This is a genomic window from Luteibacter aegosomaticola (genome assembly GCF_023078475.1).
Lineage (GTDB): Bacteria > Pseudomonadota > Gammaproteobacteria > Xanthomonadales > Rhodanobacteraceae > Luteibacter > Luteibacter aegosomaticola.
Genome location: NZ_CP095741.1, coordinates 4020372 through 4044105, shown reverse-complemented (window position 1 = coordinate 4044105; position 23734 = coordinate 4020372). Strand labels below are relative to the sequence as shown.

Annotated in this window: 38 protein-coding genes and 1 tRNA gene; 34 read left to right on the top strand and 5 right to left on the bottom strand. The window is 63.5% G+C overall.

The window, feature by feature from the left end; translation table 11 throughout:
- Window positions 1–23: 23 nt before the first annotated feature.
- From L2Y96_RS18165 to L2Y96_RS18150, 4 genes are read right to left on the bottom strand one after another with little or no spacing between them, the layout of a single operon-like run.
- On the bottom strand, window positions 24–185 hold the full coding sequence (locus L2Y96_RS18165; protein WP_247329014.1) for a hypothetical protein: 162 nt from the start codon (window positions 183–185) through the stop codon (window positions 24–26).
- The gene (locus L2Y96_RS18160) at window positions 182–463 is read right to left on the bottom strand and encodes a hypothetical protein (RefSeq protein WP_247329012.1); all 282 of its coding nucleotides are present in this window, start codon (window positions 461–463) and stop codon (window positions 182–184) included. Before L2Y96_RS18160 ends, L2Y96_RS18165 begins: the two co-directional genes overlap by 4 nt.
- The gene (locus tag L2Y96_RS18155; protein WP_247329011.1) at window positions 460–783 is read right to left on the bottom strand and encodes a hypothetical protein; all 324 of its coding nucleotides are present in this window, start codon (window positions 781–783) and stop codon (window positions 460–462) included. Before L2Y96_RS18155 ends, L2Y96_RS18160 begins: the two co-directional genes overlap by 4 nt.
- Entirely contained in the window at window positions 780–995 is a 216-nt protein-coding gene (locus L2Y96_RS18150) for a hypothetical protein (RefSeq protein ID WP_247329008.1), read from the bottom strand. Before L2Y96_RS18150 ends, L2Y96_RS18155 begins: the two co-directional genes overlap by 4 nt.
- Window positions 996–1935: 940 nt before the next feature.
- On the opposite strand from L2Y96_RS18150, the gene L2Y96_RS18145 reads away from it, so the two are divergent.
- On the top strand, window positions 1936–2202 hold the full coding sequence (locus L2Y96_RS18145; RefSeq protein ID WP_247329006.1) for a helix-turn-helix domain-containing protein: 267 nt from the start codon (window positions 1936–1938) through the stop codon (window positions 2200–2202).
- A gap of 281 nt (window positions 2203–2483) precedes the next feature.
- Here L2Y96_RS18145 and L2Y96_RS18140 read toward each other — a convergent pair whose 3' ends face one another.
- Window positions 2484–2723 (bottom strand): hypothetical protein, encoded by a 240-nt coding sequence (locus tag L2Y96_RS18140; RefSeq protein WP_247329005.1) that lies wholly within the window; start codon window positions 2721–2723, stop codon window positions 2484–2486.
- 250 nt (window positions 2724–2973) lie between these two features.
- Between L2Y96_RS18140 and L2Y96_RS18135 the strand changes: the two genes are divergently transcribed.
- The 33 genes from L2Y96_RS18135 to L2Y96_RS17985 all read left to right on the top strand — a co-directional run bounded on the left by L2Y96_RS18135 (window position 2974) and on the right by L2Y96_RS17985 (window position 23701).
- A complete protein-coding gene (locus L2Y96_RS18135; protein ID WP_247329003.1) occupies window positions 2974–3420 on the top strand; it encodes a phage regulatory CII family protein in 447 nt (148 codons plus the stop codon).
- Between the two features lie 235 nt (window positions 3421–3655).
- The gene (locus tag L2Y96_RS18130) at window positions 3656–3889 is read left to right on the top strand and encodes a hypothetical protein (protein WP_247329001.1); all 234 of its coding nucleotides are present in this window, start codon (window positions 3656–3658) and stop codon (window positions 3887–3889) included.
- A gap of 65 nt (window positions 3890–3954) precedes the next feature.
- Complete coding sequence (locus L2Y96_RS18125; RefSeq protein WP_247328999.1) at window positions 3955–4866, top strand: DUF1376 domain-containing protein; 912 nt, start codon at window positions 3955–3957, stop codon at window positions 4864–4866.
- A 26-nt stretch (window positions 4867–4892) separates the two neighbouring features.
- On the top strand, window positions 4893–6326 hold the full coding sequence (locus tag L2Y96_RS18120) for a replicative DNA helicase (protein WP_247328997.1): 1434 nt from the start codon (window positions 4893–4895) through the stop codon (window positions 6324–6326).
- The gene (locus L2Y96_RS18115) at window positions 6323–6691 is read left to right on the top strand and encodes a hypothetical protein (protein ID WP_247328995.1); all 369 of its coding nucleotides are present in this window, start codon (window positions 6323–6325) and stop codon (window positions 6689–6691) included. The genes L2Y96_RS18120 and L2Y96_RS18115 overlap by 4 nt, the downstream gene beginning before the upstream one ends.
- A complete protein-coding gene (locus tag L2Y96_RS18110; protein ID WP_247328993.1) occupies window positions 6688–7083 on the top strand; it encodes a hypothetical protein in 396 nt (131 codons plus the stop codon). Before L2Y96_RS18115 ends, L2Y96_RS18110 begins: the two co-directional genes overlap by 4 nt.
- 56 nt (window positions 7084–7139) lie before the next feature.
- Complete coding sequence (locus L2Y96_RS18105; RefSeq protein WP_247328992.1) at window positions 7140–7640, top strand: Ref family recombination enhancement nuclease; 501 nt, start codon at window positions 7140–7142, stop codon at window positions 7638–7640.
- On the top strand, window positions 7637–7921 hold the full coding sequence (locus L2Y96_RS18100) for a hypothetical protein (RefSeq protein WP_247328990.1): 285 nt from the start codon (window positions 7637–7639) through the stop codon (window positions 7919–7921). The genes L2Y96_RS18105 and L2Y96_RS18100 overlap by 4 nt, the downstream gene beginning before the upstream one ends.
- A complete protein-coding gene (locus tag L2Y96_RS18095) occupies window positions 7918–8322 on the top strand; it encodes a VRR-NUC domain-containing protein (RefSeq protein ID WP_247328988.1) in 405 nt (134 codons plus the stop codon). Before L2Y96_RS18100 ends, L2Y96_RS18095 begins: the two co-directional genes overlap by 4 nt.
- A complete protein-coding gene (locus tag L2Y96_RS18090; RefSeq protein ID WP_247328985.1) occupies window positions 8319–8546 on the top strand; it encodes a hypothetical protein in 228 nt (75 codons plus the stop codon). Before L2Y96_RS18095 ends, L2Y96_RS18090 begins: the two co-directional genes overlap by 4 nt.
- Before the next feature lie 10 nt (window positions 8547–8556).
- Window positions 8557–9255 carry a hypothetical protein gene (locus L2Y96_RS18085; RefSeq protein WP_247328983.1) on the top strand — a complete coding sequence of 233 codons (699 nt, stop codon included), beginning with the start codon at window positions 8557–8559 and terminating at the stop codon, window positions 9253–9255.
- Window positions 9158–9766: a GIY-YIG nuclease family protein gene (locus tag L2Y96_RS23095; RefSeq protein WP_425492437.1), complete on the top strand. Its 609-nt coding sequence runs from the start codon at window positions 9158–9160 to the stop codon at window positions 9764–9766. Before L2Y96_RS18085 ends, L2Y96_RS23095 begins: the two co-directional genes overlap by 98 nt.
- Window positions 9767–9859: 93 nt before the next feature.
- Window positions 9860–9935, top strand: a tRNA-Gly gene (locus tag L2Y96_RS18080).
- 172 nt (window positions 9936–10107) lie between these two features.
- Complete coding sequence (locus L2Y96_RS18075) at window positions 10108–10656, top strand: glycoside hydrolase family 19 protein (protein ID WP_247328981.1); 549 nt, start codon at window positions 10108–10110, stop codon at window positions 10654–10656.
- A gap of 15 nt (window positions 10657–10671) precedes the next feature.
- Entirely contained in the window at window positions 10672–11016 is a 345-nt protein-coding gene (locus L2Y96_RS18070) for a hypothetical protein (protein WP_247328979.1), read from the top strand.
- Window positions 11013–11264 (top strand): DUF7940 domain-containing protein, encoded by a 252-nt coding sequence (locus L2Y96_RS18065; RefSeq protein ID WP_247328977.1) that lies wholly within the window; start codon window positions 11013–11015, stop codon window positions 11262–11264. The genes L2Y96_RS18070 and L2Y96_RS18065 overlap by 4 nt, the downstream gene beginning before the upstream one ends.
- Window positions 11261–11632, top strand: coding sequence for a hypothetical protein (locus tag L2Y96_RS18060; protein WP_247328976.1), 372 nt, complete (start codon window positions 11261–11263; stop codon window positions 11630–11632). Before L2Y96_RS18065 ends, L2Y96_RS18060 begins: the two co-directional genes overlap by 4 nt.
- Window positions 11608–11874, top strand: a complete 267-nt coding sequence (gene lysC, locus L2Y96_RS23090) for an Rz1-like lysis system protein LysC (RefSeq protein ID WP_425492436.1) — start codon at window positions 11608–11610, stop codon at window positions 11872–11874. Before L2Y96_RS18060 ends, lysC begins: the two co-directional genes overlap by 25 nt.
- The gene (locus L2Y96_RS18055; RefSeq protein ID WP_247328974.1) at window positions 11871–12029 is read left to right on the top strand and encodes a hypothetical protein; all 159 of its coding nucleotides are present in this window, start codon (window positions 11871–11873) and stop codon (window positions 12027–12029) included. Before lysC ends, L2Y96_RS18055 begins: the two co-directional genes overlap by 4 nt.
- 1 nt (window position 12030) lies before the next feature.
- Complete coding sequence (locus tag L2Y96_RS18050; protein WP_247328973.1) at window positions 12031–12654, top strand: hypothetical protein; 624 nt, start codon at window positions 12031–12033, stop codon at window positions 12652–12654.
- A gap of 140 nt (window positions 12655–12794) precedes the next feature.
- Entirely contained in the window at window positions 12795–13379 is a 585-nt protein-coding gene (locus L2Y96_RS18045) for a hypothetical protein (RefSeq protein WP_247328971.1), read from the top strand.
- Window positions 13354–15342, top strand: a complete 1989-nt coding sequence (locus tag L2Y96_RS18040) for a phage terminase large subunit family protein (protein ID WP_247328969.1) — start codon at window positions 13354–13356, stop codon at window positions 15340–15342. Before L2Y96_RS18045 ends, L2Y96_RS18040 begins: the two co-directional genes overlap by 26 nt.
- Window positions 15343–15361: 19 nt before the next feature.
- A complete protein-coding gene (gene gpW, locus L2Y96_RS18035) occupies window positions 15362–15640 on the top strand; it encodes a gpW family protein (RefSeq protein ID WP_247328967.1) in 279 nt (92 codons plus the stop codon).
- Between the two features lie 11 nt (window positions 15641–15651).
- Window positions 15652–17307 (top strand): phage portal protein, encoded by a 1656-nt coding sequence (locus L2Y96_RS18030; RefSeq protein ID WP_247328965.1) that lies wholly within the window; start codon window positions 15652–15654, stop codon window positions 17305–17307.
- Window positions 17307–18179 (top strand): S49 family peptidase, encoded by an 873-nt coding sequence (locus L2Y96_RS18025; RefSeq protein WP_247328963.1) that lies wholly within the window; start codon window positions 17307–17309, stop codon window positions 18177–18179. Before L2Y96_RS18030 ends, L2Y96_RS18025 begins: the two co-directional genes overlap by 1 nt.
- 22 nt (window positions 18180–18201) lie before the next feature.
- On the top strand, window positions 18202–18867 hold the full coding sequence (locus L2Y96_RS18020; protein WP_247328960.1) for a hypothetical protein: 666 nt from the start codon (window positions 18202–18204) through the stop codon (window positions 18865–18867).
- 29 nt (window positions 18868–18896) lie between these two features.
- Complete coding sequence (locus L2Y96_RS18015; protein WP_247328957.1) at window positions 18897–19592, top strand: head decoration protein; 696 nt, start codon at window positions 18897–18899, stop codon at window positions 19590–19592.
- A 90-nt stretch (window positions 19593–19682) separates the two neighbouring features.
- Window positions 19683–20762, top strand: a complete 1080-nt coding sequence (locus L2Y96_RS18010) for a major capsid protein (RefSeq protein WP_247328954.1) — start codon at window positions 19683–19685, stop codon at window positions 20760–20762.
- Window positions 20762–21001, top strand: coding sequence for a hypothetical protein (locus L2Y96_RS18005; protein ID WP_247328952.1), 240 nt, complete (start codon window positions 20762–20764; stop codon window positions 20999–21001). The genes L2Y96_RS18010 and L2Y96_RS18005 overlap by 1 nt, the downstream gene beginning before the upstream one ends.
- A complete protein-coding gene (locus tag L2Y96_RS18000; protein WP_247328949.1) occupies window positions 21001–21342 on the top strand; it encodes a head-tail joining protein in 342 nt (113 codons plus the stop codon). Before L2Y96_RS18005 ends, L2Y96_RS18000 begins: the two co-directional genes overlap by 1 nt.
- Window positions 21339–21968: a hypothetical protein gene (locus L2Y96_RS17995; RefSeq protein WP_247328947.1), complete on the top strand. Its 630-nt coding sequence runs from the start codon at window positions 21339–21341 to the stop codon at window positions 21966–21968. Before L2Y96_RS18000 ends, L2Y96_RS17995 begins: the two co-directional genes overlap by 4 nt.
- Before the next feature lie 9 nt (window positions 21969–21977).
- Window positions 21978–22199, top strand: coding sequence for a DUF2635 domain-containing protein (locus tag L2Y96_RS17990; RefSeq protein WP_247328946.1), 222 nt, complete (start codon window positions 21978–21980; stop codon window positions 22197–22199).
- Window positions 22196–23701 carry a phage tail sheath subtilisin-like domain-containing protein gene (locus L2Y96_RS17985; RefSeq protein ID WP_247328944.1) on the top strand — a complete coding sequence of 502 codons (1506 nt, stop codon included), beginning with the start codon at window positions 22196–22198 and terminating at the stop codon, window positions 23699–23701. The genes L2Y96_RS17990 and L2Y96_RS17985 overlap by 4 nt, the downstream gene beginning before the upstream one ends.
- The last annotated feature ends 33 nt before the right edge of the window (window positions 23702–23734 follow it).

Here is a 23734-nt window from a genome sequence, read left to right as displayed (position 1 = left end):
CCGCCGGGCTCGGGTGAAGCCGCTCAGCGCACGGGGGCAGGGAGGGGATGCGCTGGAGCGACAGAGGCGAAGATCAGGACGAGGACGAGCGGCAGGACCAAGAGCGCCACGGCGGCTTTCTCGTCGATGGGCGCGGACTGCCACCAGGTGATGGCGCCTGCGATGCGCCGCTCGATTCGGCTCACTGGATCACCCCATTGGCGCGGCCGAAGAGCAGGGCAACCGCGAGGCAAAGTCCAACGATCAACACCCAACCGTTGTCGGCGAACCAGTCGCAGAAAGCGCGGATGCGGTCCATCGTGCGGGCAGCGCGGCGCGGCTTCGAAACGACGCCGCGAACCTTGACGTTAGGGCGTGCCGGACGGCGGTACTCAGCCTCGGCCACGCGCAAATCGTGCCGCTTCGAAGCCTGGACGATGTTGTAGGCCGTGAGGGCCTGGCGCTGGTGCAGGGACTGGTTCATGCCGCCACCGGCTGCGCATCACGCGCCATCTGCTGGTAGTGGACGAGGACCGAGGGGATGCCCTTGGCCGAAGCGATGGCGCGCGCGAGATCCCGGCCGAGCACGCCGGTACAGGCATCGAGCGGCGCGGTACGCACCAGGTGCTCGAACTTCTCAGCGAGGTGAACTGCGGTGGCTGCGCGCTCGCTACGGGACTTCGCAACGAGCAGTTTTGCGATCAGATCTTCGGCATCGAAGGTGCCGTTTTCCGTGCCAACCCGCAGGAGCTCGATAGCTTCGGTGAGAGGCGCGGTGATGTGATCGGCATTCCCGCGGCTCACGGCTGCACCGCCTGTGCCTTCTCGCACTCTTCGGCGCCCTGGAGCAGGGCGATAGCCAGAAGGCGTGCGTTACGCGGGGACAGGTGCATGTCCGACGCGATGGTGTGGTTGGCGGATTCGCCGAGGGTGACGCCATCGGCGCTGGCGCTGACGTCAACGTAGACGGTGTCGGTCAGCTGGATACGCGGCGACGTCCAGGTAGTGGTGGCCATCGAGGTCCTCCCTGCCCCGGGGTGGGGCGATGGGAAGAACATTACCGAAAAGGTTATGGGTATGCAATACCGTTTCGGTAATCTTTTTATAGGTGAGACCAGACCTTCACAAATGGGCGTAAAAAAGCCCGCTCGAGGCGGGCTTATGCGGGTCTTGCTGAAGTGGGACTACTACCCAGTGCTTTGTAGCTCCGCGGCATTGCGCCGTAGCTTTTCGATCATCTGCCGCCGGAGGAGAGGACGCATCGCTGGTGCCCGAATCTGGCATTCAACAAGCGGTGCCGGGAACTTGACACAGTTACCGCCCGTCGCTGCGTCGGGTTCAGCCCTTTTTTGCGTGGCGAGGCCGAGACGATCCCGGACCAGCCCCTTGATCATGTGTACCCTTACTTCGCTCATCCCTAGGCGCCCCCAGTGACGCCACCTTACGAATCCGTGTGCCAAGCCAGATGAGGTTGCTCCTGGTCTCTACCTGACCAAGGGCTACCGTGCGCTCATACATCTCTGCGAAGAGCTCCGGTTCCTCGACTATGTCGTAGACGCGCCCAAGCTCGTCTCTATAGACCTCCTGCAATGCGCGTGCCACGTCACGGACTATTTCAGGGTCCAGTCGCACGGGCTGCGAGTGGCTTTGTGACGCGGGTTGCGCCTCCCACTGGGGAGCGTCCATCCACCCATTCGGATGACCCAGCTTTTCTTCTATGTGGCGGGCCAGGCGGCCACCGACCGGCTTTGGCTTCGTCGCCGAGGTCCACTGGCTGACCTGCGCTTGGTCGCGCTCGATGCGGCGCCCAAACTCCGTCGGCCCACCGGATTGCTCGATAAGTAGGCTTATGTTGCGGCGTCGGATTTCAGCTACGTCCATGGCGGGGATGCTCCCATTCGTTACCTAAGTGGTAAATGACCGAAACGGTATTGACTAGGCATTATCGAAACGGTAATGTCGGTGACCATGAAGCTGACCACGTACTGCGAAAACTCCGGCGGGACAGGACTCCGAGGCTGCCCGGTGCTCGCCCGAATCGCGGATGAGGCCAAGTGCAGCGCCGAGACGCTCTACATGGTGGCCAAGGGACACAAGCAGCCCAGCTCGCTGCTTGCTCGCCGGATCAGCGATAGCACCCACGGCGCCGTCCCTCGCGAAGCGCTCCGCCCCGATGTCTTCGGCGCGCCGAATACTGCCCATGAGGCCGCTGCCAATGAGTGAAGCCGCATTCCCCCTCGCCATCCTGGCGCTCGTGTTGTCCATCTCATCGCTGGGTTGGATGCTCGCCGCCTCCTTCCAGATTTACCGACTGCGCGACTTGGTTGAAAAGCACGAGCGAATGGCACGCGCTACCGAGGTTCGCATCGCGTTCGGTGACAGCATCGAATCCCTTGGAGGCACGTATGCTCAAGCGGCCGCCGCCGGTTCAGAGCCTTACGCTTCCACACGTTCTGCGTTCCGCGCTGGTGTAGAACAGGACGGGGCCGACTTCATCGCTTCTTTCAGAAGCTCAACTCGGTCGTCCGCAGGAAGTGATCAATCGACCGATCGAACCGCTGTTGAGCGCCATCCGGTTGATTCCCCTGTAGGGCCGTTGCGGACAGTCCTAGCGAAGCTTCGTGGATGGCTTTACGCAGTAGTTCCTTATCGGGATGGGTCGCGATGAGTGCGAGTAGCACGGCCCGCTGGGCAAGCAATTCGCCCATGTTGAATCCATCGAATCCCGTTGTTTCCTCGCTCATGAATCGCTCCGAGTTGGTGAGTGGTGTGGTCGCTCACCCATCTTACCGCTCGGAGCGATTCACCCCTCCGGGGAGCCGCCCATGACTCGTGATCTCCTTGCTCTGTTGATCTTCACCGTTACCGCTTTCTGGCCCCTGCGCCGCCGCGCGCATCGCCGCTAACCACATCCCCTGCAGACCGGCTCACTGCTGCCGTGGTGAGAAATGTACGCCCGATCTGAAGCCAAATCTTCATGTGAGTGAGACGACCATGCATGTTCTCGACGCCGCCGCCCAGACCGTCCACGCCTACCCAGGCGGTGCCGAATCGCTTGCGCCGCGCATTGGCGTGTCGGCCGGCATCCTGCGCAACAAGGTCAACGCCAACAACGCGACGAACCACCTGACCCTGGTGGAGGCGGACGCGATCATGAGCGCCACGGGCGATATGCGCATCCTCCAGGCGCTGGCACAGGAACACGGGTTCGCCCTCACGAAGGTCGAGGAGCAGACCGACGGCAAGTCGATCGTCAGCCACGTGCTCGGCCTCGGTATGACCGAGGGCAAGCTCTCGATGACGATCCACGACGCCCTCGCCGACAACGTCATCACGGCAAACGAGATGAACGCGATCGCTGCAGCGGGCCATGCCCATCAGTCGGCACTCATCGGGCTGATTAACCGCCTGCGCGCCGCCAAGGCTGAGCAGACCGCCTGATGAACCGCCTGTCGTCTCCAGGCTACCTTCGCGCAAAGGCTTTACTGCCTGGCGTGCTGGCGCATGGGGCGACGCCTGAGCAGCTCGTCGCTGCCGAAATGCACCTCTCATCGCTGCGGCCCGCGCCGCAGATGCCCTTGTTCGACCCGCAGCACGCTTACCGGGGAGTAGCTCCCCCGGGACAGCCGGATCCGGCCGGTTGCGTGCCTGCGCTTTCCCGGAAGCCGGAGTGAATATGTACGAGAAAGATCTGGACGACCTCGCAATGGTTGCCGCATGCCACCACCGCCTTTTTCTTCGTGCTCGCGAAAAAGGCGATACCGCTGCGGCCGAGTCGATCGTGAATATCTCCGCTGCGTCGATGGTGGTCCTCTGTGCAGCTGCCGGCATCGCCGACGTTGCGGTGATGGCCAAGGCCACTGAACTTCTCGCCAAGACATCTAGCGACCCCGTGAAGCTGGTGCACTGATGAGTGAGACCGTCACAATGGATCCTCTCGTCCCTGCTGACGTAGATCTCCGAGGCTTGCCGTTCATGCCTCTGGACGTTAACCGTCTTCGTGACAGCCAACTGTCAATCAGTGCCAGCGGGGACGAGTTCCGTGCGGCTGTGCTGCTCTGGTGCGCGTCCTGGAACCAGGTTCCGGCAGCCAGCCTACCTGACGACGAGAAATCACTCGCGGCGTACGCCGGTTATGCGCGCGATGTGAAGGGCTGGCGCAAGGTGCGCGACGGCGCAATGCGGGGTTTTGTCATGTGTGCTGACGGGCGTTGGTATCACCCCGTCGTCGCTGAGAAAGCTATTGAGGCTTGGTCAGAGCGCCAGGAATACCGAGAGGGCAAGGAAAACGAGAAGGCCCGCAAGGATCGTGAGCGCGAGTGGCGAAAGCAGGCGTTCGAAGCCCTGAGGTCCATTAACGTGGTCCCGGAGTGGAACGTGAAAACGTCAGTGCTCCGCGCCATGATCTCCGAGCACGGTCTGACTAGTCACATTGATGCGCATGTGACCTGTCACGCACCTGTCACCGTGACAGGTCACGCACCTGTCACGGCTAAGACAGGGACAGGGACAGGGACAGGGAAAGAAGAAGATCAAGAGAAACCGGGTCCGAACAAGTCGGACCCGCCTTCGGGTGGGAAGAAGTCCAAGGGATCAGTCACGATCGACACGTGGCTGGCGACCCTGGACGGCGCTGACGCAATCCCGCCGACCGACACCGTGTTCGCCTACGCCGAGAGCGCTGGCATCCCGCCCGAGTTCCTCGAGCTCAGCTGGCGCGTCTTCCTGCGCAAGGCCCGGGCCAGCGGCAAGCGGCAGAAGGACTGGCGGCAGACCTACCGCAACTACGTCGAGGGCAATTACCTCAAGCTCTGGTGGTTCGACCCCGATGGCGAGTGCCGCCTGACGACCGTGGGTGAGCAGGAGAAGAGGGCTATGGCCGCATGAGCGCTCAGCCCAACGATTTCCCCGGCATGGACGATTTCGCCCGTTTCGACGAGCGCATGCCCATCGCGTCGATCGAGGCCGAGCAGGCCGTGCTGGGCAGCCTGATGCTGGTGCCCGAGAGCCTAGTGAAGGTGAGCGACTGGCTGACGGCTGAGGACTTCCTGCGCACCGATCACCAGCTGATCTACCGGGCCGTGTGTGGCCTGGCCGAACGCAACGCACCGTGCGACCCCATCACGATGGGCGACTGGTTCGAGGCCCACGGGATCGGCGAGGAGGCTGGCGGTCCCGGCTACCTGCTGCACCTGGCGAACACCACGCCCAGCGCCGCGAACGTCGTGGCCCATGCGGAAATCGTGGTGGAGCGTTCGCGCCTGCGCCGCGCCGCGTACATTGGCGCCCGGATCCAGCAGCAGGCCAACAGGCCGGGCGCCGCGTCTGACGCGATCGTGGGCGATGCCGTGCACCAACTGTCCGGCATGCACGCGAGCCGGATGCGCGGCGGTCTGGAGTCCGCGCGGCCAGCGATGACGCGCATGCAGAACACCCTGATGGCCCGCTATCTGGAAGCCGAGGCGGCACCGGCTGGCGCTCCCGTGCGCCTTCTCGGTCTGCCGTGGCCATGGGCCGACCTAAACCGTGACACGAAGGGCCTTCGACCTGGCGTGCTGTACGTCGTCGGCGCCCGTCCCAGCATGGGCAAGACCGTGTTTGCCCTGCAGATCGCCATCCACAACGCGCTGCACGGCAAGAACGTCGCGTTCTTCACCGTCGAGATGACCGCCGACGAGGTAATGGCGCGGGCCGTCGCGTGCGAGGGACATATCGCGCACGACTGGGTAGAGAGCCCGACGCCGCACGATCCGAACGCCGAAGACTATTGGCCGCGCCTCACCGCGGCGACCAGCAGACTCATCGATGCGCCGCTGCTGATCGACGAGACGCCTGGCATCAGCATCGACCAGCTCATGGCCCGCGCGCGCCGCGCCCACATCCAGCGACCGCTGGACATGATCGTCATCGATCACATGCACGACATGTGGGTCGACCCGAGGAAGGAGGCCCGCCACGAGTACGGCCGTATCGCCCAGGGCGCGAAGACGCTGGCGAAGGAACTGCGCATTCCGGTCGTCCTGCTGGCGCAGCTGAACCGCGAGGTGAGCAAGCGCAAGGATCCTCGACCGGTGATGTCCGACCTGCGCGAGTCGGGAGAGATCGAGCAGAAGGCTGACGTGATCCTGTTCCTGCACCGCGACGACTATTACGACCCGACCAGCGCGAGGCGAGGCCTCGTGGACGTGATCAAGGGCAAGGGCAGAAACATCAAGGTGGGCCAGAGCATCGAGCTGGTGAACCGATTCGACCAGATGCGCCTGGACGAATACAGCAGCTGGGAGCCGCCGTTCGATCCGGCACCGTCCAGCATCGAGAAATTCATGCCCCGAGGATTCAAGGGATGACCGCATCCACCCACCAGCGGCCCGCGATACGTCGTGTGAATTACGTCATCGTCAGCGCCCAGCACCAGATCTATCTCGGCAATGTGCATCGTCAGGGTGTGACGGCGGTGCATCGAGCCGCTCGTACTGCCGTGCTCGACCATGGCCGAATTGCGATCTTCATTGGCGCCAACGGAGAAGCAGCTGCCTACAGCTACCGCCATGTCGACTACGACCGCCATTGCCGCAAGCACGCCGTCAGCCTTGTGGGCGTCTACGAGCTGTCGGCCAGCGGAAAAGTTACCGATACGAACGACGTGGCGCTGCTGGCCGATATCCGGTGCCACGTGCTGGCGCTGCCGAACGAAGGAGCCAAAGCCGCATGAACAATCGATATGACGGCACGAACGGTAACGGCTATCAGCCCATGCCGACGAACTCGCCGAAGATTCCGCCTGGCCCAGATACCCCCGCGCCGTCCGCGCTTGACGGCATTGGGTTGATTCGGCTGGAGCGCGATCGCCAGAAGGCCTGCGAAGGTTGGACTGCCGAAGGCGATAGCACCTACCGTAACGACGAGCTTGTGCGGGCCGCAGCCTGCTACGCGCTGTACAACACCGATTTTCGCGATCTCGCATTGGTGGCCGACTCGCTCTGGCCTTGGCATCTCAGTTGGTGGAAGCCCAGAGACCGTCGGGAAAACCTTATTCGTGCTGGTGCTCTTATCGCCGCCGAACTGGACCGTATGGCCGCCGCCGAGGGGTCGAAATCGGCGTGAAACGCACCCCCCTAAATCGCAAGGCGCCGCTGCCGTCCCACCATGGTTTCGTTGCCATGACCGCTGCCCGTCAGGGTGTGACGGCGCGCGGTTTATCGAATGGCAAAAAGGGTCACCCAGAGTGTCTTAAAGCGGTAAAAATTAAACCGAAGCTTCGCCAGAACCGCAGCACTGGCAAGCCGACGAAGGCGCAGGTGGTCCGCTGGGACGCGATGCGCGTGAAGGGCTGTGTCGCCTGCCACCTCAATGGGGTGGACCACGGGCTGGCGCGCGCGAGCTTCGGCCGGGACCTCGAAATCCACCATCTCCTGTCGGGCGGACGGCGCCGCGGGCACGACTTCACCGTGTGTCTCTGTCACCTACATCACCAGGGCAAGTTCCTTCCGTACCCGGATCACGGCTACCAGGCGCACGCCGAGAAGTTCGGCCCGAGCCTTGAGCGCGAGCCGCGCCGATTCCGCGAGTTCTACGGAACCGATGACCAGCTGCTCGAGTACCAGAACCTGATGCTGGAGCGGTCGGACCTGCCGACCTTCGCCCAGTCGGGTGACGTATGAACACCGCCGACATGCCGCACATCACGCGCCATGCCGCTCAGCGCTTCGCCGAGCGGTGTGGCGGTCTGGACATCGGTGCGGAGTGGTACGGCTCGCGCCGCGCCGGTAAGAAGACGAAGCAGAAGATCCGCGACCGCTGCCCGGGGCACGCCCATCTGATGGTGGGCCGCCAGTACCTGGGCTACTGGTACGGTGTAAGCAAGGCACGCGTCGTGTTCGTCGTTGATGGGGCACGGAACGCGATCGTCACGGTCTTCCGACTGCCGGGAGAGGGCGAATGATGGGCGCACGCATTCCCACTGAGCACGAAGAGCAGGCAGCGCTGTTTCGCTGGGCCTCACTCGCTGCTGGCAAGCACCCGTCTCTCCGCTTGATGTATGCCATCCCCAACGGTGGCCACCGGCACAAGGCCGTGGCTGGGAAGCTTGCGGCCGAGGGCGTAAAGCCTGGCGTGCCGGACACGTGCCTGCCCGTCGCACGGGGTGAGTTCCATGGCCTCTACATTGAGATGAAGCGCCGTGATGGTGGCTCGCTCTCGCCGGCGCAGCGCCAGTGGATCGCTGACCTCAACGACAACGGCTACCAGGCGGAGTGCTGCCACGGGTGGGACGAGGCGCGCGAAGTCATCGAAGCCTATCTGGCTGGCGCGCCCTGGCCGGAGCGAGCGCCTGAACCGCCATGAAGAAGCGACTGGACGACCAGGTCGAGGCGAAGCTGAAGGCGGCGTCAGACCTTAACGACGAAGTGAAGTGGTTGCCGCTGATGGGACCAACGGAGCTCGAAAAACTGGCGGTTCGCGTAAGCACCGCCGCATCAGGCCTAGTGAGCGCCGCCGCGCTCCTTCGCCGGATGGGAAGGCACAAGAAGAAGGGCGTCCCGCCGGGCGCCGACCACATCAAGCAGTAAGGGGAACCCCATGTACGCCTCCGAACACACAGCCGAGCGATCCGCCGATCTTCTCGCGAGGCTGAACGCCTCGACCGTGCGCTATGACGTGGGCAGGGGAGGGATTCCCGAGCTCACGCCCCAGGACATCGCCGCCGCAGTCGCTATGGTTCCTGATGGACTTGGCAGGGAACTGCTCTGCCGCATCCACTGGCCAGATGGATCAAGGCGCTCCGAGGCGCGGTTGCACCGACTCCTGCTTGACGCCCAGCTGGCCGAATGGACCGCGCGCGAGACGGCCATGTATCGGGCGCTCGCCGGCGTGGCATCGCTGGAGTTCAACGACAACCGTAGCGCGGCCACGGCAGCCTATTCCAAGGCATGCTCCAGCCGTTGGCCCAAGTGGTGCGTGAAGACGGAGCCGGTAGTTATCGCCAAGGCGTATTACGCGATCCGAGAGGCAGTGCTTGAAGAGGTCAGGCACCCCAGGCAGTGCAGGGAGTGCAACGGCCACGGAAACCTTAACAAGCGTGAGGGCCATGAGGTTTGCCCGCGCTGCGCGGGTACCGGCACGGTGCGCTTCGGGCCGTCCTGGCGTGCTGCTAAGCTCGGCATGAAAGAGGCGTCGTTCAATGAACGATGGCTGGGGCCATATGATTGGCTCTACAACCTGGTCGCAGAACAACTCGCCGAGGCTGAGCGTGCGTTTATCCGAGTCGTCCGCAGGTAGGGGCGGAATCTACATCGTAGAGTTTGAGCACGCCGACGACGCTTGGTTCAAGGTGGGATCCGCTACTCACTTTCGCTCGCGCCTGTCGGCGCTTCAGACCGGTAGCCCGGTCAGATATCGAAGAATGCTCGTGATGGACATGACCGAGCCCTCGCGAGCGGTCGAGGCTGAAACTGCGATCCATATGGCCCTCGAAGATCTGCGACACGCAGGGGAATGGTTCGTCGGATCGCTAAGTCCGGAAGTGCTGGCGCGGATAAACGCGGCGGTGGGTGCCCTTGGCATTGCTGATGGTTGGAGGGACGTCTCGTTCGTCGGGACAACCACCTCCCAGGCCATCGAGCGATCGAGAAGCCTACACGCACGTGACGTGTCGGCCAGGGCTGCAGCGGCGCAAAGAGAAGCGGATCGGGAGGAAGCGGATAGGCTCCGCGCGGTCGAGGCGTCACAGGTGACAAGCGCCGCCGCTATCAACGCCATATACCGCGGAAGGCGAAGGCCAAAAAATTGAGGTATCGGACCTCAATTTTGATTTGTACAATGCTCCTGCCGCTTCGTGCGACCGAACGATTTAGCCCAGCCATTGCGCTGGGCTTTTTTATTTGCGGGTCTAGCTCAACGGGCAGAGTGCAACCCTTCCAAGGTTGGAGGTGCCGGTTCGAATCCGGCGACCCGCTCCAGTTTCACCAGATCAGGTCCGCTACATGCACCAGAGGACCACGGCGTGAGCCGTTACGGTGCTGCCGCTAAGCGTTCCTCCCCTTACGCCTGACCACTTCCCCTGGTGGTCCCGGCTCGCTGAACCTGATCACTTATCAACCAGCACTTCGGTGCTGGCGCATCGGAGTAGCCATGGACGCCATAACCTTTCAGTTGGCGACCGGTGTTTCGATGCCGCGTGCTACGCGTTGGGCCGGGATTTTGACCGCGGCGATGGAAGAGTTCGACATCGGAACCGCTAGGCGGCAAGCGGCATTCTTGGCGCAGTGCGGCCACGAATCCATGGGCTTCTCGCTGACACGTGAAATCTGGGGACCGACGGCCGCCCAGATTGGGTACGAAGGCAGGGCCGATCTCGGAAATCTGCAACATGGCGATGGCTCGACATTCCGTGGCCGAGGCCTGATCCAGATCACCGGACGAACGAACTACATGCGCGCCAGTCGCGCGTTGGGTATCGACCTGGTGGCGAACCCTCAGTTGCTTGAGGCCGACGAGCTTGCCGCGCGCTCTGCCGGCTGGTTCTGGGCATCCGAGGAACTGAACACATGGGCTGATGCCGGCGACCTCCTTGAGGTCTCGGTGCGCATCAATGGAAGGAACAAGAAGACCGGCCTACCCAATGGGTGGGAGGACCGCCAGGCGCGCTATGCGCGGGCAATCAAGGCGCTGGGTGTATAGCGAGTGGATGAGCCCATGGACATCACGCGCGGCAATGACGGCGTCACCCACCTGAAGCTCGGCCCGGTCGAGCGATGGGTTGCGGGATTCGTCGTCACGCTCCTCCTTGGGGCGTCCGCGTACATCTTCATGTCGATCACGGGAAACCTGGAGAAGCAGGCTCAGGGCCTGTCGAGCCAGACCGCCCAGATCGGCGAGATAAAGACGCAGCAGGCTGTCACAAACGCGCAGCTGCAAACCCTGAGCCAGCAGCTCTCCGACATCCCAAGCCTCACGCGGCAGATGGCGGAGCTGAAGGTGCAGACCGATCGAAACACGCAGGACATCCACGAGCTCCAGCAGGTGAGGCATCTGAAATGAAGCTTGTCGATGATGCCCGCAACTGGTGGAAGTGGCACAGCACCTACGTGTTCGCTGTCCTGGCTGTTCTGCCGGAGGTCTGGCTTAATTCGCCGGAATTGCAGTCGATGCTACCGGTTGGGCTTGTGGCGAAGATCGCGCCGGTGATCGCCGGTCTTGGATTCTTCCTTCGCATCCGCGCGCAAGGCCAGAAGGTGCCACCGCCCCGGCCGACGGTCCCGCGTGACGAGAGGTTGCCGCCGGCATGAACAAGATCTACGCCTATGCCATTGGCGGCCTGCTGGCCGTCATCGCTGTCGGTTGCGAATGGTGGTATGTGGATAGCCTGCAGACCGATCTTGCCGATGCAAGGCGTGACCTGAGCACCGTGCAAGGTAATACCGACCGCTGCGCGCTTGCCCTAACGCAGGCCAACGACGCCACCGCGGCTGCTGAGGCCAAGTGGAAACTGATGCAGGGCCAGGCGCAGGCGCTTATTGACGACTCCGCCGGCCAGAAGGCCAAGAACAACACCGTCGGAACTGCGTTCGCCGCAAAGGTCACCGAAAGCGCCAAGGCGCCGGACTGCCACGCCGTACTGGAGGCACAGCTATGCCCCGCGCTGTCTGGCTACTGATCATCTTGGCATTTCTCGCTGGATGCGACACTTCAGTGAAGCCCGTGCCGGTCCCGCAGGTGGTTCGCGTCCAGGTCCCGGTCTATGTTCCCGTACCTGCGGAGCTGACGCAGGATTGCCCGATCGCGGAGGCCGCGTCGCTTCAGGTAGAGGAAGTCGTACGCATTGCGAACGCTCGAAAGGTTGCCCTGCAGAACTGTAACGTACAGATGCAGGCAATCCGGAATTTGGTGAAGCCATGACTACGGCGACGGTTGCGGTGGTTATCACCGTTCGCTGGTGGTTCTGGCCTTATCTTTTCGGCTTGCGAGCCATGGTCGCACTCACGGGTATGGAGCCCGACCAGGAGAAGCTGGCATCGGTTTGCAGGAAAGCGGTCTACACCAAGGCCGTCTGATATGCCGATCGAGATCTCTGTTCGATCGAACCTGAAACAGGTGAGTAAGCAGCTCTCGGCGTTGGCGTACAAGCAGCTCGATTTCGCGGCATCTCAGGCGATCAACGACCTCGCCAAGCAAGTAGCTGCAGCGGAAAAGGAAAACATCAAGGCGACGTTCGAAAAGCCTAAGCCGTTCACCATCAATGCGGTAGGCGTGAAGGGTTCGAATAAGCGAAACCTGACGGCCGTTGTATTCGTTCGGCCAGTAGCGGCGAAATACTTGGCGCCGTACGAAGAGGGCGGGGCACATAAGCTGCCTGGCCGGGCACTGCTCAACCCGAAGAACATCCGGCTCGACCAGTACGGCCAGCTGACCCGAGCAACGCTCGCGCGCCTTAAGGCGCGAAGTGACGTATTCATCGGACCTGTGAACACGAAGAACGGTGCGGTCAATGGCGTGTGGCAGCGAGTGCGAGCGCGCCGCGGCCAACCCGCTGGGCTCAAGCTTCTGATCCGATTTGGCGATGCCCTTCCGGTGAAGAAGCGCCTGGGGTACGGCGATCGGGCCCGCGACGTCATCGATGCGGGGTGGAAGCCAGCCTTCGACCGCGCGATGGCCCGCGCGCTGGCGACCGCACGGTGACCCCGGTCACCAGCCTGAACCTGAACGATATGTTAAGCTAGTGTGAAATTTGAATGGGTCCCTCCTGGCCCGTCGGGCATCGTGGGCATTGCGCGCCGCGATGGTTCTCTAGCTTTGAACTTTTGAAATTTGGGTAACGCATGACCGTCGTCAGCCAGGCCGAGTTCGCCCGGATGCACGGCGTCAGCAAGAAGACCGTTACGACCTGGAAGGCCCGTGATTGGCTGGTTCTGGCCGATGGCGGGGTCGACGTCAAGGCGTCGAATGCGCTGCTGAAAAAGTACCGACGGGATGGGTTACCCAACGACGAGGGTAACGATTCGGGTAACTCGGGTAACGCGCCGGACCAGGTAACGGTCAAGCCAAGGGTCAAAGCCGAACGGAAGCCTGGCGAGACACCTGCGCAGGCCGCTGAGCGGATTGCGCTCAGTGCTGCACCGCATTCACGTGAAGAAGCGATCCGGATCAAGGAGAACTATCTCGCACTGCTCAACCAGCTCGAATACGACCAGAAGTCCGGGGCTGTCGTTGCCGTGGACGAAGTCGCCGCGGCGGTCGGGGCGAGCTACGCCCGGGTGCGCACACGCCTACTGGCTATTCCGGCCGAGCAGGCTCCGAAGCTCCATCGGCTCAAGACTGTCAACGAGGTACAGGACGCGCTCTTGGAAATGATCACCAAGGCGCTCGAGGAACTGACGCGTGGACCTGCTGGCGTCGGAGGGTAGGCGGTACGAGCGCGGCTACCAGGCGCTGAAACTTGGCCTCGACGTGGCTCTCTCGGCCAACCTGCAGCCACCGCCGAAGCTGACCCTCAGCCAGTGGGCCGAGTGCTACGCGGTATTGTCGCGAGAGACCAGCGCGCAGACAGGCAAGTTCGAGGCGTTCGCGTATCAGCGTGGGATCATGGACGCGTTCACCGATACGTCGGTGACGTGGGTTACCGTGATGAAGTCGGCCCGTGTCGGTTACACGAAGATCCTTGACCACGTCATCGGCTATTACCTGCACCAAGATCCTTCACCGATCATGGTGGTGCAGCCTCGCGTCGAGGACGCGGAGGATTACAGCAAGACCGAGATTGCCCCCATGCTCCGGGATACTCCGGTGCTTGCGGCGATCGCGGGCAGTCCGAAGGCCAAGGACAGCAACCAGACCATTCTCAAGAAGACGCTGACCAACGGCGCAAGCTTGCAGATGGTCGGCGCGAACTCTCCTGCCGGATTCCGTCGTATCACAGTACGGATCGCTCTGTTCGATGAGGTGGATGGCAACCCGGTCAACGGGGCAGGCAACGAAGGCGACCAGATCGCCCTGGGCGCCAAGCGAACGGAGACGTTCTGGAACCGGAAGATCGGCCTTGGCAGTACGCCGACGATCAAGGGCTACAGCAGGATCGAAAAAAGCTGGGAAGCCAGCGACCAGCGCCGCTATCACGTCCCTTGCCCGCACTGCGGCGAAAAGCAGGTGCTGGAGTGGGGTGGGCCCGACCTTCCCTACGGAATGAAGTGGGAGACCGATGCCAAGGGCAACGGTCTCCCTGACTCGGTCTATTACCTCTGCCGCGCTAACGGCTGTGTCATCCATGACACGGACAAGCCGGAGATGGTCGAGCGCGGCGAGTGGGTCGCCGGCAAACCGTTCAACGGTCACGCCGGCTTCCACATCTGGGCAGGCTACAGCCTGTTCCCGAATGCCAGTTGGGCCAACCTGGTTGCCGAATGGCTGAAGGTGAAGGACGACCCGCTCGCGCGGCAGACGTTCATCAACCTGGTCCTCGGTGAGCCCTATGAGGACCGCGGCGACAAAGCGCTCGCCGAGCACCGTCTGGCGTCGCGATGCGAAGTCTGGCCGGCGGATGTACCCGATGGCGTTGCCATCGTGACCGCTGGCTGCGATGTGCAGGACGACCGCGTCGAGATCGAGGTAGTGGGCTGGGGTCGGAATGAAGAGTCATGGTCGATTTCTCACGAGGTGATCGAGGGCGACCCTGGCGAGCAAAAGCTATGGGATGGCGTGGACGCCTTCCTAAAGCGTATCTGGCACCGTGCCGATGGGCGCGGTTTCGAGATTTCGGCCGCATGCATTGACTCGGGTGGCCACCACACGCAGCGCGTGTACGAGTTTGCGAAGGCAAGGCTTGGGCGGCGCATCTACGCCATCAAGGGCGAATCGGCACGCAACGGACAGCGCTCCCCGGTCTGGCCGACAAAACGCCCGAGCGCGCGGAACAAGGCCAGCTTCCGACCAGTGATCCTGGGTGTGAACGCCGCGAAGGACACGATTCGGCAAAGGCTTCATCTCGACGAGGCTGGCGCTGGTTACATGCATTTCCCGAGCGATCGGGACATCAACTACTTCGCGCAGCTGACGTCCGAACGTCTCGTGACGAAGCTGTCGCATGGGCAGAAATACCGGGTATGGGAATTGCCGCCTGGTCGCGCAAACGAGGCGCTCGACTGCCGGGTGTACGCATATGCGGCGCTTTGCAGCCTGCTCCACGTCGGCCTGAAGCTGAATCGACGGGCTGAAGAAGTCCAGCTGACCATCGGGCCGCCAATCGCTCAGCCGGTCGCCGGCGACGAGCCGGAGCTGCCCGTAGTGGCTGCGCCGCTCCCGCGAGCGGCAGGCCCCACCGTGACAAAGCAGGAGCCAGCGGCGCGCAAGAAGTTTGCGAGCCGCCTGGCCTGACCAACGCATCGGAGTTCTCGTGACCTCTTCGCTGAATTACAACCCGGCTACCGGCCTGCTGGCTGGCATGTCCCGGGACGTGCTGCAGGCGAATCTGGCGAAAGCCCAGCAGGCCTATATCGACCTGATGTCAGGCGCCAAGGGCGAGAGCTACAGCTACACGCAGGGCGACGGTTCCAAGTCGGTCACGTATACGCGCGGCAACATCGAGGCGCTTGCTGCGCTGATCCAGACGCTGCAGTCGCAGCTTGGCGTGGTCTCGCGTGCGCGTCGCCCGATGCGGTTCCGGTACCGCTGATGGATAGCCCGGTGACCATCCTGGACGCGAAAGGGCTGCCGATCGCGCCTTCGTCGCGCCCGACAATGCCCAATCGAGCGAACGCGTTGGCGGGTGGCGGAAACGCCCCGTATGACGCCGCCGACATCCACGGCGAGCATGTATCCGCGTGGCACCCGTACCTGTACTCGCCCGATGGCGAGCTCAACATGTACCGGGATCGGATCGTCGCGCGCGTCCGCGATCTCGTCCGAAACGATGGGTGGGCCTCGGGCGCCGTCACGCGCATTCTCGATAACGCCATCGGCGGCCACTATCGACCGCTCGTCCGGCCGGATTACCGGGCACTTCGGCAGATCACCGGAATCGACGGCTTCGACGCTGAATGGGCCGCCGCGTTCGGCAATGCCGCTGAGGCTCATTACCGTGCATGGGCGAACGATCCCGCCCACTATTGCGATGCCCAGCGTGGGCAGAGCGTCACGCAGATGATGCGCCTGGCGCTTCGCCACAAGCTGGTCGATGGCGATGCACTGGCCCAGGTCGCGTGGATTCCCGGGCGTGTCGGCCCAGGCCGCGCGCGGTATGCAACGGCCATTCAACTTATCGATCCTGACCGTCTGTCGAACCCGCAGCTACAGTTCGACACGCAGACCAACCGTGGCGGCGTGCAGGTCGACGAGTTCGGTGCGGCCTACGCTTACTGGATTCGTCAAGCGCATCAGGGCGACTGGTGGGCTGCGGCAAAGAGCGTCGAATGGAAGTCGGTACCACGCGAGACGTCGTGGGGCCGACCGATCATCGTTCACGATTTCGACCGGGACCGTGCCGCGCAGCACCGCGGTGGCGCTGGCATCTTCGCGCCGATCCTGCAGCGCATGAAGATGTTGGCCAAATACGACGCGGTCGAACTCGATGCGGCGATCATCAATTCGATTTTCGGCGCATATATCGAGAGTCCCTTCGATCCTCAGCTCGTAGAGCAGGCGATCGGTGAGGCGTCGGATCTCAACGCATACCAGGACGCCCGCGCCGATTTCCACGGTGAACGGAAGACCATGCTCGGAGAATCCCGGCTGCCGATCCTGTTCCCGGGCGAGAAGATTAACGCTGTGGCATCGGAGCGCCCGAATGGCAACTTCGTAGCCTTCGAGAAGTCGTTCCTCCGGAACTTCGCATCGGCTACGGGCCTTTCTGCCCAGCAGATGAGCCATGACTGGTCGGACACGAACTACAGCTCCGCCCGCGGTGCGCTACTGGAAGCATTCAAGACCATGTCCCGGCGACGGGACGACTTCACCCAAGGCTTTGCCCAGCCGATCTTCGCGTGCTTCCTCGAGGAGTCCATGGAGATCGACGAGTATCCGCTCCCGCCTGGCGCACCCCCGTTCCATGAGTTCCGTGCGCTGTATTCGCGTGCCACGTGGATGGGCCCGGCGCGCGGCTGGATCGACCCGGTGGCCGAGAAGAAGGGCGCCATCCTGGGCATGGATGCCGGCCTGTCCACGTTGCAGATGGAGTCCATCGAACAGGGGCAGGACTGGGAAGAGACGCTCGACCAGCGCGCACGGGAGATCGAGGGCTTCAAGTCTCGCGGTATTCCGGTTCCGAGCTGGGCGGGCATGGGCCTGGGCGACGGCGGCCAGCCGACGGCCACCGAAACCATCAAAGACCCCGAGGCCACCTGATGCAGCAGTTCGCGCACCTTGCCCAGCGGATGTTCAATCGCCCGCTGGCGATCCACCGCGACAAGGCGGAGATCGTCATCTCGGCCTTGGCCGAGCGCCTGAACATCACGCGCATGGTCAACCTCGACGGCATGGCCATCGAGCCGATGGCCTTCTCGTTTGATGGGGAAGGCTATGAATACCGCGACCGTGACTGTGGATACGACCGAGCCGGCCCGGTAGCGATCATTCCGGTGCAGGGCACGCTCGTCCAGAAGCTCGGATCGCTTCGTCCGTACAGTGGCATGACCGGCTACGACGGAATCCGCCAGGCTTTCCTGACGGCGCTTGAGGATCCGGACATCGAGGCCATCATGCTCGACGTCGATTCGCCTGGCGGCGAAGTGTCAGGCTGCTTCGACCTCGTTGACACGATCTACGGCGCGCGCGGTAAGAAGCCGATCCACGCCATTCTGAGCGACGGCGCCTACTCAGCGGCATACGCCATCGCATCGGCCGCCGACAAGATCGCCGTGCCGCGCACGGGCGGAGTCGGCTCGATCGGCGTGATCTGCATGCATGTCGACTTCAGCAAGGCGCTGACCAGCGCTGGCGTGCAGGTCACCTTCATCACCTACGGTGACCGAAAGGCCGACGGCCATCCCGAGATTCCGCTCTCGAAAGAGGCGCTGGCTCGGTTCCAGGAAGACATCGACACGATGGGCGAACTGTTCGTCGGAACGGTTGCCCGCAATAGGGGTATGTCTGCGGAGAAAGTCCGCGGCACCCAGGCCGTGACCTACATGGGCGAGAAAGGCGTCGCCATGGGGCTTGCGGACGTAGTAGCGGCGCCTGATGCCGCATTTCGGTCGCTGCTCGCCGAGCTGGCCTAATTTCCACTCCACGGAGACATCCATGACCACCATGCGTACCAAGCTGGCGGCGGCAATGCCGTTCGCGCACCTCCTGGGCCTTGGCGCCCGCGCCGAAGACGACGATGCGCGCCGCGCGCGCCGTGCCGAGGACGAGGAGCGCGACGACGACAAGAAGGGCAAGCGCGCCGAAGAAGGCGACGACAAGGACGACGACAAAAAGGAAGGGCGTCGAGCGGAAGACGACGACGATCTCGATGCGCGTGGCGAGGGCGATGACCCGGACGACGACGGCGACGAGAAAAAGGAAGGCAAGCGCGCGAAGTCGAAGTCCAAGGCTGATGATGAAGACCTCGACGACGAGGACGACAGCGACGAGGAAATGCGTGGCAACAGCGCGAGCGCCAAGGCTCGCCGCCGCGAGCGTGCCCGTTGCGCTGCGATCTTCGGTTGCACGGCCGCCGGCGTGCGACCCGACGTCGCGGCCAGCCTGGCCTTCGGCACCACGATGTCGCGCAAGGAAGCCATCGGGGTGCTCCAGACCACGGCGGCAGGCGGCGCGCCGCGCCGTCAGAACAGCCTGACCGACCGCATGGCTGCTGCGAACGTGGCCAACGTCGGCGGCGACGGCGGTGACTCCAATCCCTCCGGCCGCTCGAAGGTGGCCAACGCCATCATCGCCGCGGGTGAGAAGGCCCGCGGCAAGTAAGACGAACCCTTTCACTTCGGAGACATCACATGTCGCTCACCCCCACCTTCATCGGTGACAACCCGCAGCAGCCGGGCATCCAGGCTCAGGTCTACGTTCCCGACCAGCTCATCGTCGACGCCCGTAACCTGGTTACCCAGCCGATCCTGATTGGCGCAGGAAACCTGAAGCGCGGCACCGTGCTCGGCCAGCAGAACACCTCGCCGGTCGTGGCCACCGCCACGCCCGGTAACACTGGTAACGCCACCATTGGCTCGGTCAGCGCCGGCTCGGCACCGCTCACCGGTGTGTACAAGGCGACGGCCACGTCGGCCACGTCGTTCGCGGTCACGGATCCCGAGGGTGCAGCTGTCGGTACGGCGACGGCCGGTTCGGCGTTCACCAGCACCGGTGTGAACTTCACGATCACCGCTGGCGCCACGCCGATGGTCGCTGGCGACTCGTTCACCATCACGGTGGCCGACGCTGTTGGCACCTACATCGCCTGCGTGCGCACGGCGAGCGACGGTAGCCAGAACCCCGTGGCGATCCTTGCCGACGACGCCGATGCCACGGCCGGTCCGGTGACGTCGGGCGGCTACCTGTTCGGCGAGTTCAACGCCCAGCGCGTGATCTTCGACTCGTCCTGGAACCTCGCGCAGCTTGTCTCGGCCGCTCGCGCCTTCGGTCTCTTCCTGAAGAGCACGGTGTCCGCCAACTCGCCGGCGAACAACACCGCCCCGTAACCCCTGCGCATCCCGGTTGCCTGGAACCCCGCTTCGGCGGGGTTTTTTTTGGCCCGGATTCGGCTCGAAACCCCTCTCGGAGAGGCTTACATGTCCGCAACCAGTACGTTCCCGTTCAGCACCACCGACCTGATCCAGGTGGTGCCCACCCTGAAGCGTTCGCAGAAGTTCCTGCTCGACACCTTCTTCCCCAACATCAAGATGAGCGAGACGGAGTTCGTCGCCATCGACATCGACGTCGGCCTGCGCCGCATGTCGCCGTTCGTCAGCCCGCTCATCGGCGGCAAGCTGGTCGAGTCGCGCCGGTACCAGACGAACATCTACAAGCCGGCGTACATCAAGGACAAGCGCGCACCGGACCTTCGCAAGCCGGTCATGCGCCAGATCGGCGAACGCATCGGCGGCGGCGACATGACCGGTGCCGAGCGCGAGATGGCGAACGTCAATTTCGAGATGGCCGACCAGATCGATATGCTCGATCGTCGACTCGAATGGATGGCTGCCCAGGCCCTCACCACCGGCAAGGTGATCGTCACGGGCGAAGGGTTCCCCACCGAAATCATCGATTTCGGCCGTGACCCGAGCCTGACGATCGCGAAGACGGGCAACAACCAGTGGGGCGTCGCCGCGAACTTCGATGGCGATGGCCGCGATCCGGTGCCGACCCAGGACATCGAACTGTGGCAGCACCAGATCCTGAAGCTCTCGGGCGCGCAGGTGACGGACATCGTCTTCACCACGAGCTCGTGGACTGCATTCCTCAACGCCAAGGGCGTGCAGGGCGCGATCTACTATCCGAAACTCGCGACCGACGGCAACAACCTGGACCCCGGCGCGCAGATCGCCCCTGGAGCTGTGTTCAAGGGGAAGTGGGGCCAGTACAACCTGTGGGTCTACAACGAGTGGTACATCGATGACGATGGTGTCGAGCAGCCGATGTTGGTCGATGGCACCGTGATCATGTCCGGCCCGCAGCTGCTCGGTACCCGTGCCTTCGGCCAGATCCTCGATCCAGCCTTCAACTACGCGTCCCTGCCGTATGCGCCGAAGACCTGGGTGGAGAACGACCCTGCCCAGCGCATCCTGCTGATGCAGTCCTCGCCCCTGGTCATCCCGAGCCGCGTGAACGCCTGCCTCTGCGCGAGCGTCTGCGCACCGAAGGTGTCCTAATGACCGCGGCGCCTGGCGCCCCGGTCAAGGCGGTGAAGGTGATCGTTGCGACCGGCAGGTCAGTTACTGACCTGTCCGGCGTGCGCAAGGGACCTGGCGAAGAGGCCAGCGTGGATGCCCGTGACATCCGATGGCTCCGCAAGCTGGGATTCATCCTCGGCAAGGATGAGGAAGCGGTCGCGTACACGGGCCGCTTCACGATCACGGCTGCCGATGGCCCGGCCGTCCGGCTCGCCTGATGGCCATCGACTGGGATGCGGTCGTGCTCGGACCGACGATCGAGGTCTTCGGTGAGGACCAAGATAAGCGGCCCGTCTACACCGCATCGGATGCCCCGCCGGCGGAGATCGACGGGGTCTTCGATGAGGCCTATCGCGAGGTAGATCTCATCGACACCGGCGTCGGCGCGAACACCGTCATGCCGGTGCTAGGGGTCCGTCTGGTGCAGTTCTCTCGGCCGCCGCGGCAGGGGGAGCTGATCTACATCCCGAAAGTCGATAAGACCTATGTGATCAAGGATGTCCGACCGGACGGCCATGGCTGGGCGAAGTTGATGCTCGGAGTAAAGAAAACGCCATGACGACCTCAGCGGAGCTTCGCCTCCTTGCCGTCGCTGCGCTAAGGGGAACGACTGACGCGGGGCAGAACGTCTTCGCCGCGTTGGACTATCCGACGTGGGATGGCAGCTACCCGATCCTCTATCTCCATACGCCCAGCGAGGACAAGGAGTCCCTCGGCCGTCAGGGCGGCCCTCAGTTCACCGTAACGCTCACGCTCCAGGTGAGCGGGCGCGTGGAGGTAGAAAACCTCCAAGACCAGACGGGCGTGGCAGAGGCGACGGTAAAGCTCGAAGCGCTGCAGCGGCAGATCGAACTGGCGTTGATCAACAACCCGGACCTCATGAGCCAGTTGCAGCAGTTCCCGTTCATCCGCACCGAGATGAAGACGGACGGTACCGGCGACCATAACCTCGGCGAAATCGTGATGAGCATCGGCCTCGAGTTCTACCAGGGGCCTGAAGACTTTTTCCCGATCCCTGCCGAGCCGCTCGAGGGCATCACCGTGGTGGTCGATTCGACGAACGTTTACGACCCGACGGGCACGTATGTCGACCCGATGTTTCCCGACGCGGCAACGCCCGCGCCCCGCACCGAGGGCCCCGACGGGCGCGCCGAGGGCGGACTCGAAATCAACTTCCCAACGTAGGAGCGCCGCATGCGCGTTTTCCCGAAACCCGGGGTGCTCGTCCGCGACCCCGTCAAGCGCGATTTCCTCCCTGAAGAGGGGCGCGATGTCGGCGACGCCGATGCCTACTGGCTGCGTCGCATCAGCGATGGCGATGTGACCACCGACGATCCGAACGCCTCCAAGGCACGCACGCCGAAAGGCGCATCGAGCCAGGCCACCACCACCGAAACCCGGAGCCAGGACGCATGAGCGTGCCCTTCAGCCACATCCCCCAGAACCTCCGCGTCCCGCTGTTTTACGCCGAGGTCGACAATTCCCAGGCCAACTCCGGCCAGCAGACGCAGCGCGCGCTTGTCATCGGTCAGATCACGTCCGCAGGTTCGGCCGTCGCCGGCCAGCCGGTGATCAGCAGCGGCGCGAGCGACGCGATCGGCAAGGGCGGCGCGGGCTCGATGCTCGCGCTGATGACCGCGGCATACAGGAATTCCGACGCCTTTGGTGAGCTATGGCTCCTTCCGCTGGCGGACGCGGCCGGCGCCATCGCGGCATCGGGCTCCATCGCGTTCTCTGGGACGCCAACTGCCGCCGGCGTGCTCTCGCTGTATATCGCCGCCTCGGCGCTACAGCCTCCCCTCAGCGTGCCTGTGGCGCTGACCGATACGGCGGCGTCGATCGCGACATCGGTGGTCGCTGCGATCAACGCAGCGACGAATCTCCCCGTGACCGCTGTTGTTGATGGAACGACCGCGAGCAAGGTGAACCTCACCGCCAAGAACAAGGGTCTGGCTGGAAACGACATCGACGTGCGGCTGAACTACGGCGGCACCGCCGCTGGCGAGGCCCTTCCGGCTGGTGTTACTGCCACCATCGTAGCGATGGCGAGCGGCGCGACGAACCCGACGCTTGCCACTGCGCTTGCGAACCTGGGGGACGAGGGCTTCGACTTCATCGTATGCCCTTACAGCGACACGGCATCGCTGGATGCGCTCAAGGCCTTCCTTAACGACAGCACCGGTCGCTGGAGCTGGTCAGAACAGCTGTACGGCCACGTATTTGCTGCTAATCGCGGTACGTTGGCCGCCCAGACGACGCTTGGCACCGGTCGAAACAACCAGCACGAGAGCATTCTCGGGTTCAATGATTCCCCGACACCGTCCTGGCTGTGGGCCGCCGACTATGCCGGTGCCGCGGCGGTCGCGCTCCGCGCGGATCCGGGGCGCCCGCTCCAGACGATCGCACTCAACACGGCGCTGGCCCCGCCGGTCGCCTCCCGCTACACGAAGTCCGATCGCAATGTGCTCCTGTGGGACGGCATCTCGACCTTCACGGTGGCACAGGATGGGGCGGTCGCACTGGAAAACGTCATCACGACGTACCAGAAGAATGCCTTCGGGCAGGCGGACGAAAGCTACCTCGAGGTGGAGACGCTGTTCCTCCTCATGTTCGTCCTCCGGGATATGAACACGCTGGTGACGTCGAAGTACGCGCGCATGAAGCTCGCGAATGACGGCACCCGTTTTGCGCCTGGCTCGGCGATCGTCACCCCGTCGATCATCAAGGCAGACCTGATTGCCGAATTCCGTACCCTCGAGTACCAGGGATTCGTGCAGGGCGCAGATGCCTTTGCCCAGGGCCTCATCGTGCAGCGAAACGCCACGAACCCCAACCGCATCGACGTGCTCTGGCCGGGGGCTCTGATCAACCAGCTGCGCATCTTCGCGGTGCTGGCGCAGTTCCGCCTCTCGGCATAAGGCCGGTCCAACTCAACCATCAAGGCCGCCTGA

Coding starts and splice junctions, on each gene's coding strand:
- L2Y96_RS18160 (WP_247329012.1), bottom strand. CDS start 463: ATGAACCAGTCCCTGCACCAGCGCCAGGCCCTCACGGCCTACAACATC.
- L2Y96_RS18150 (WP_247329008.1), bottom strand. CDS start 995: ATGGCCACCACTACCTGGACGTCGCCGCGTATCCAGCTGACCGACACC.
- L2Y96_RS18145 (WP_247329006.1), top strand. CDS start 1,936: ATGTCGGTGACCATGAAGCTGACCACGTACTGCGAAAACTCCGGCGGG.
- L2Y96_RS18140 (WP_247329005.1), bottom strand. CDS start 2,723: ATGAGCGAGGAAACAACGGGATTCGATGGATTCAACATGGGCGAATTG.
- L2Y96_RS18135 (WP_247329003.1), top strand. CDS start 2,974: ATGCATGTTCTCGACGCCGCCGCCCAGACCGTCCACGCCTACCCAGGC.
- L2Y96_RS18130 (WP_247329001.1), top strand. CDS start 3,656: ATGTACGAGAAAGATCTGGACGACCTCGCAATGGTTGCCGCATGCCAC.
- L2Y96_RS18125 (WP_247328999.1), top strand. CDS start 3,955: ATGCCTCTGGACGTTAACCGTCTTCGTGACAGCCAACTGTCAATCAGT.
- L2Y96_RS18120 (WP_247328997.1), top strand. CDS start 4,893: ATGGACGATTTCGCCCGTTTCGACGAGCGCATGCCCATCGCGTCGATC.
- L2Y96_RS18115 (WP_247328995.1), top strand. CDS start 6,323: ATGACCGCATCCACCCACCAGCGGCCCGCGATACGTCGTGTGAATTAC.
- L2Y96_RS18110 (WP_247328993.1), top strand. CDS start 6,688: ATGAACAATCGATATGACGGCACGAACGGTAACGGCTATCAGCCCATG.
- L2Y96_RS18105 (WP_247328992.1), top strand. CDS start 7,140: ATGACCGCTGCCCGTCAGGGTGTGACGGCGCGCGGTTTATCGAATGGC.
- L2Y96_RS18100 (WP_247328990.1), top strand. CDS start 7,637: ATGAACACCGCCGACATGCCGCACATCACGCGCCATGCCGCTCAGCGC.
- L2Y96_RS18095 (WP_247328988.1), top strand. CDS start 7,918: ATGATGGGCGCACGCATTCCCACTGAGCACGAAGAGCAGGCAGCGCTG.
- L2Y96_RS18090 (WP_247328985.1), top strand. CDS start 8,319: ATGAAGAAGCGACTGGACGACCAGGTCGAGGCGAAGCTGAAGGCGGCG.
- L2Y96_RS18085 (WP_247328983.1), top strand. CDS start 8,557: ATGTACGCCTCCGAACACACAGCCGAGCGATCCGCCGATCTTCTCGCG.
- L2Y96_RS23095 (WP_425492437.1), top strand. CDS start 9,158: ATGAACGATGGCTGGGGCCATATGATTGGCTCTACAACCTGGTCGCAG.
- L2Y96_RS18075 (WP_247328981.1), top strand. CDS start 10,108: ATGGACGCCATAACCTTTCAGTTGGCGACCGGTGTTTCGATGCCGCGT.
- L2Y96_RS18070 (WP_247328979.1), top strand. CDS start 10,672: ATGGACATCACGCGCGGCAATGACGGCGTCACCCACCTGAAGCTCGGC.
- L2Y96_RS18065 (WP_247328977.1), top strand. CDS start 11,013: ATGAAGCTTGTCGATGATGCCCGCAACTGGTGGAAGTGGCACAGCACC.
- L2Y96_RS18060 (WP_247328976.1), top strand. CDS start 11,261: ATGAACAAGATCTACGCCTATGCCATTGGCGGCCTGCTGGCCGTCATC.
- lysC (WP_425492436.1), top strand. CDS start 11,608: ATGCCCCGCGCTGTCTGGCTACTGATCATCTTGGCATTTCTCGCTGGA.
- L2Y96_RS18055 (WP_247328974.1), top strand. CDS start 11,871: ATGACTACGGCGACGGTTGCGGTGGTTATCACCGTTCGCTGGTGGTTC.
- L2Y96_RS18050 (WP_247328973.1), top strand. CDS start 12,031: ATGCCGATCGAGATCTCTGTTCGATCGAACCTGAAACAGGTGAGTAAG.
- L2Y96_RS18045 (WP_247328971.1), top strand. CDS start 12,795: ATGACCGTCGTCAGCCAGGCCGAGTTCGCCCGGATGCACGGCGTCAGC.
- L2Y96_RS18025 (WP_247328963.1), top strand. CDS start 17,307: ATGCAGCAGTTCGCGCACCTTGCCCAGCGGATGTTCAATCGCCCGCTG.
- L2Y96_RS18020 (WP_247328960.1), top strand. CDS start 18,202: ATGACCACCATGCGTACCAAGCTGGCGGCGGCAATGCCGTTCGCGCAC.
- L2Y96_RS18015 (WP_247328957.1), top strand. CDS start 18,897: ATGTCGCTCACCCCCACCTTCATCGGTGACAACCCGCAGCAGCCGGGC.
- L2Y96_RS18010 (WP_247328954.1), top strand. CDS start 19,683: ATGTCCGCAACCAGTACGTTCCCGTTCAGCACCACCGACCTGATCCAG.
- L2Y96_RS18005 (WP_247328952.1), top strand. CDS start 20,762: ATGACCGCGGCGCCTGGCGCCCCGGTCAAGGCGGTGAAGGTGATCGTT.
- L2Y96_RS18000 (WP_247328949.1), top strand. CDS start 21,001: ATGGCCATCGACTGGGATGCGGTCGTGCTCGGACCGACGATCGAGGTC.
- L2Y96_RS17995 (WP_247328947.1), top strand. CDS start 21,339: ATGACGACCTCAGCGGAGCTTCGCCTCCTTGCCGTCGCTGCGCTAAGG.
- L2Y96_RS17990 (WP_247328946.1), top strand. CDS start 21,978: ATGCGCGTTTTCCCGAAACCCGGGGTGCTCGTCCGCGACCCCGTCAAG.
- L2Y96_RS17985 (WP_247328944.1), top strand. CDS start 22,196: ATGAGCGTGCCCTTCAGCCACATCCCCCAGAACCTCCGCGTCCCGCTG.